Raw genomic sequence first — 4870 nt, 5'->3', positions numbered from 1 at the left:
TCCAATAATAAAATGTTTTTCCATCAATAGAAGGATTTTCGTATTGATTTTCATAAAAAAATACCAAAAGAAATAAACGGAGGACGTGAATGGATAGCCTGTGTGAGACCAGAGCAACCAGAAAAAATCTTGGTGAGGTATTGATTCAGCTATGAGATGAAACCGTGTTTTACCGGCGGACAAGCGCAGCTGAAGAACTGACAGCAGAAAAAGATGTATATATAAAGGATAAAGATATGATATGAACACATGTAGTGGCGCATGGGCCGGCATACTGGCCGTCTTTTTGCAATTCAGCTGGATGAGAAGGAGCATGAACCTATATAATATAGGTTAAAGCGTTACTAAAGGGGAGGAACGTGATGGACAAGGAAAAACAGCAATTGAGCATTGAAGCTGCGAGGCTCTATTATCAGTCTGACTACAGCCAGCAGCAAATCGCCGAACAGCTGCAGATTTCAAGACCGACGGTATCAAGGCTGCTGCAGTTCGCCAAGGAAAAGGGGTATGTCCAAATCCGCGTCATGGATCCGTTTGAAGATATGGATGCGCTCGGTGCGATGCTTGAGGAAAAATACGGGCTCCTGGAAGCACATGTTGTTTTTTCGCCGACCGCGGATTATACGACCATCACGCATTATCTCAGCCGCTTCGGAGCCGAATACATGCACGGCGCAGTCAAGGACGGCGACATTGTCGGCGTCAGCTGGGGAACGACAATGTACCAAATCGCCCAAAATATGCAGCCCAAACAGGTGAAGGGCGCAGAGGTCGTACAACTGAAAGGCGGAATCAGCCACTCAAGTGTCAACACCTATTCGTCTGAAACGATTCAGCTGTTTGCCGAAGCCTTTCAAACGATGCCGAGGTATTTGCCGCTTCCGGTCGTGTTTGACAATCCGGAAGTTAAACAGATGGTAGAGCGGGACAGGCACATTAAGCGGATCATAGAAATGGGCAAACAGGCGAACATTGCGTTATTTACAGTCGGCACGGTCCGTGATGAAGCCCTGCTGTTCAGGCTGGGGTATTTTCATGAAGAGGAAAAAGCCCTTCTGAAAGAACGTGGAGTCGGCGATATTTGTTCGCGCTTTTTTGATGCGGAGGGAAACATTTGCAGCCATGCTATCGACTCGCGGACGATCGGCATTGAATTGGCTGACTTGAGGGAAAAAGAACGGTCGATTCTCGTAGCGGGCGGCAGCCGGAAAAAAGCCGCTATTCATGGTGCACTAAAAGGCAAATATGCCAATGTGCTGATTATTGATCAGCATACGGCGAAAGAACTGCTAGATGATTAAAGTGTCCAGGAAGAACAGCCTGGATTTTACTTTATTTTCTATTGAACAAAATTTCATATGGTAATTTACATTTGTTCAAAAATCGGTTATGCTGAAACTATCTTATATAAAGGAAGTGCTAGTATATGACGATTGCAAATCTCATTGATCATACAGCATTGAAACCGCATACACAAAAATCCGAGATTGAAAAATTAATAGAAGAAGCGAAAACACACCAATTCGCTTCAGTTTGCGTCAACCCGACATGGGTTGAATTCGCCGCCAAAGAGCTGAAAGGAACGGAAATCGATGTTTGCACAGTCATCGGTTTTCCGCTGGGCTCCAACACGACAGAAACAAAAGCGTTTGAAACGAAGGACGCGATCGCAAAAGGCGCGACAGAGGTGGACATGGTCATCAACATCGCCGCTTTAAAAGACGGAGACGATGACTTTGTCGAGGCGGACATCCGCGGAGTCGTTGAAGCCGCAAAAGGTAAAGCGCTTGTTAAAGTCATCATTGAAACGTGTCTGTTGACAGACGAGGAAAAAGAGCGGGCTTGCCGCTTGGCTGTTGCTGCCGGTGCCGACTTTGTCAAAACTTCAACCGGGTTCTCAACCGGCGGAGCGACAGCGGAAGATATTGCCCTCATGCGGAAAACAGTCGGACCCGACATCGGTGTCAAAGCATCCGGAGGCATTCGAACAAAAGAGGACGTTGAAAGCATGATCTCAGCCGGAGCGACCCGGATCGGTGCAAGCGCAGGCGTTTCCATCGTCAGCGGAGCAGAAGGGAAAAATGAAGATAACTACTAAGATCCAGTGCGGCGGGAAGCGAAAGCTTCCTGCGCACAGATACAAAAATGTAAGCGAATACATCCCCAGGAGGATCAAAACATGAAATATCTTATCGGGCTCATCGGTTTATTTGTCGTCTTAGGGCTTGCATGGCTGGTCAGCAGCGGAAAAAAAAGAGTGAAGTACCGTCCGGTTATCATCATGATCGTGCTGCAATTTGCATTAGGATATGTTTTGCTGAACACGGGCGTCGGAAACTATCTCGTCGGCGGGTTTGCCAAAGGCTTCGGGTATTTGCTTGAATATGCCGCAGAAGGTGTAAATTTTGTCTTTGGCGGGCTGGTGAATGTGAATGAATCCACATTCTTCATCAGCGTGCTGCTCCCGATTGTTTTTATCTCTGCTTTAATCGGTATTTTGCAATATTGGAGAATCCTTCCGTTTATTATAAAATATATTGGTCTTGCGCTTAGCAAAATCAACGGGATGGGCAAACTTGAGTCATACAATGCCGTGGCCTCGGCGATACTGGGGCAATCTGAAGTATTCATTTCGTTAAAAAAGCAGCTGGGCCTGTTGCCTAAGCACAGACTTTACACGCTGTGCGCTTCAGCGATGTCAACTGTCTCGATGTCTATCGTCGGCGCCTATATGACGATGCTGAAGCCAGAATACGTTGTCACCGCGCTCGTATTGAACTTATTCGGCGGATTTATTATCGCTTCGATTATCAATCCTTATGAAGTCGATCGAGAACATGATATGGTAGAGGTACAGGAAGAGGAAAAACAATCCTTCTTTGAAATGCTGGGCGAATATATTATGGACGGCTTTAAAGTCGCCGTCGTCGTGGCCGCTATGCTGATCGGATTTGTCGCGATCATCGCAATGATTAACGGCATTTTCAGCGCCGCACTAGGCATATCATTCCAGGAACTGCTCGGGTTTATTTTTGCGCCGTTTGCCTTCCTGATGGGTATTCCATGGCATGAAGCGGTGAATGCTGGAAGTATCATGGCAACCAAGATGGTCTCAAATGAATTTGTCGCGATGCAGTCTCTCGCACAAGGCAGCTTCCATTTCAGCGGCCGCACCGAAGCGATTGTTTCTGTCTTCCTCGTCTCATTTGCCAATTTCTCATCGATCGGAATTATCGCCGGCGCTGTTAAAGGACTGAATGAGAAACAAGGAAACGTCGTCGCACGCTTTGGCTTGAAATTGCTGTATGGCGCAACGCTCGTCAGTTTCTTGACAGCGACCGTTGTAGGATTGATCTATTGATAAACATTGAAAAAAGGACTGGTGATCACAATGAGAATGGTTGATATCATCACTAAAAAACAAAATGGAGAAGAATTGACAACAGAAGAAATTAAATTTTTCATTAAAGGCTACACAGACGGCAGCATTCCTGACTATCAGGCGAGCGCTCTGGCGATGGCCATCTATTTTCAGGACATGACGGACAGAGAACGGGCCGATCTCACGATGGCGATGGTCAACTCAGGCGAAACGATCGATCTTTCCGCGATTGAAGGCATCAAAGTCGACAAACACTCAACAGGAGGCGTCGGCGACACGACGACGCTCGTACTTGCACCGCTTGTTGCGGCTCTCGACGTCCCGGTCGCCAAAATGTCGGGCCGCGGCCTTGGACACACAGGGGGAACAATTGACAAGCTCGAAGCGATCAAAGGGTTTCACGTGGAACTTTCTAAAGACGAATTCATCGAACTTGTCAACCGCGACAAGGTTGCCGTCATCGGCCAAAGCGGAAACTTGACGCCAGCTGACAAAAAACTGTACGCCCTTCGCGATGTGACAGGCACGGTCAATTCGATCCCGCTGATTGCCAGCTCGATTATGAGCAAGAAAATCGCCGCGGGGGCGGACGCGATTGTCCTTGACGTCAAAACAGGCGCCGGCGCCTTTATGAAAACGGATGAAGACGCCGTCAACCTTGCAAAAGCGATGGTCCGCATCGGAAACAATGTCGGCCGCCAAACGATGGCTGTCATCTCCGACATGTCCCAGCCGCTGGGGTTTGCAATCGGAAATGCCCTTGAGGTGAAAGAGGCGATCGATACATTAAAAGGGGAAGGTCCGGAAGACTTGACTGAGCTTGTCTTAACATTGGGCAGCCAAATGGTCGTTCTTGCCAAAAAGGCAGAGACCCTTGACGAAGCAAGAGAGAAACTGATCGATGTAATGAAAAACGGAAAAGCACTGCAAAAATTCAAGGATTTCCTTCAGAACCAAGGCGGCGACAGTTCTGTCGCGGATAACCCTGAAAAGCTGCCTCAGGCTGCCTACAAAATCGACATTCCTGCCAAAGAAGCGGGCGTCGTGTCTGAAATCGTCGCCGATCAAATCGGCGTCGCGGCCATGCTGCTGGGCGCCGGCCGCGCAACAAAAGAAGACAAAATCGACCTCGCCGTCGGTATCATGCTTCGCAAAAAAGTCGGCGACGCAGTCGAAAAAGGCGAACCATTGGTTACCCTATACGCAAACCGCGAAAATGTCGATGACTTCATCGCAAAAGTCTACGACAACATTCAAATCGCTGAAAAAGCCGAAGCGCCGAAGCTCGTGCATACGGGGATTACGGAATAGAAGAACATGCAGAAACAGCACATACCCTTGGGTGTGTGCTGTTTTTATGGGCTTTTTTTCTCATTTACCTATTTTAATCTTTCTTGTAGCATGAATACGTCTTAGGTGTCATCTTTTTACATGGACGGAAAGGTATAGATAAATAGGAGGTTTTTTTAAACGTGGCCAAACGTATTC

The 4870-nt window shown here is 47.7% G+C and carries 4 protein-coding genes; all 4 read left to right on the top strand.

All coding sequences use genetic code 11. The features are described from left to right. Window positions 1–362 precede the first annotated feature (362 nt). The 4 genes from C1T29_RS23795 to C1T29_RS23780 all read left to right on the top strand — a co-directional run bounded on the left by C1T29_RS23795 (window position 363) and on the right by C1T29_RS23780 (window position 4693). Complete coding sequence (locus C1T29_RS23795; protein WP_025810545.1) at window positions 363–1301, top strand: DNA-binding transcriptional repressor DeoR; 939 nt, start codon at window positions 363–365, stop codon at window positions 1299–1301. Between the two features lie 125 nt (window positions 1302–1426). After that, the gene (deoC, locus tag C1T29_RS23790; protein ID WP_103749453.1) at window positions 1427–2098 is read left to right on the top strand and encodes a deoxyribose-phosphate aldolase; all 672 of its coding nucleotides are present in this window, start codon (window positions 1427–1429) and stop codon (window positions 2096–2098) included. A gap of 81 nt (window positions 2099–2179) precedes the next feature. Beyond that, window positions 2180–3361, top strand: a complete 1182-nt coding sequence (locus C1T29_RS23785) for a NupC/NupG family nucleoside CNT transporter (RefSeq protein WP_023856885.1) — start codon at window positions 2180–2182, stop codon at window positions 3359–3361. Window positions 3362–3391: 30 nt separating this feature from the next. Next, on the top strand, window positions 3392–4693 hold the full coding sequence (locus C1T29_RS23780; RefSeq protein WP_208945567.1) for a pyrimidine-nucleoside phosphorylase: 1302 nt from the start codon (window positions 3392–3394) through the stop codon (window positions 4691–4693). Window positions 4694–4870: the final 177 nt, after the last annotated feature.

Source organism: Bacillus sp. MBGLi79, assembly GCF_002953915.1.
This window is presented reverse-complemented; position numbering and strand designations above follow the sequence as displayed.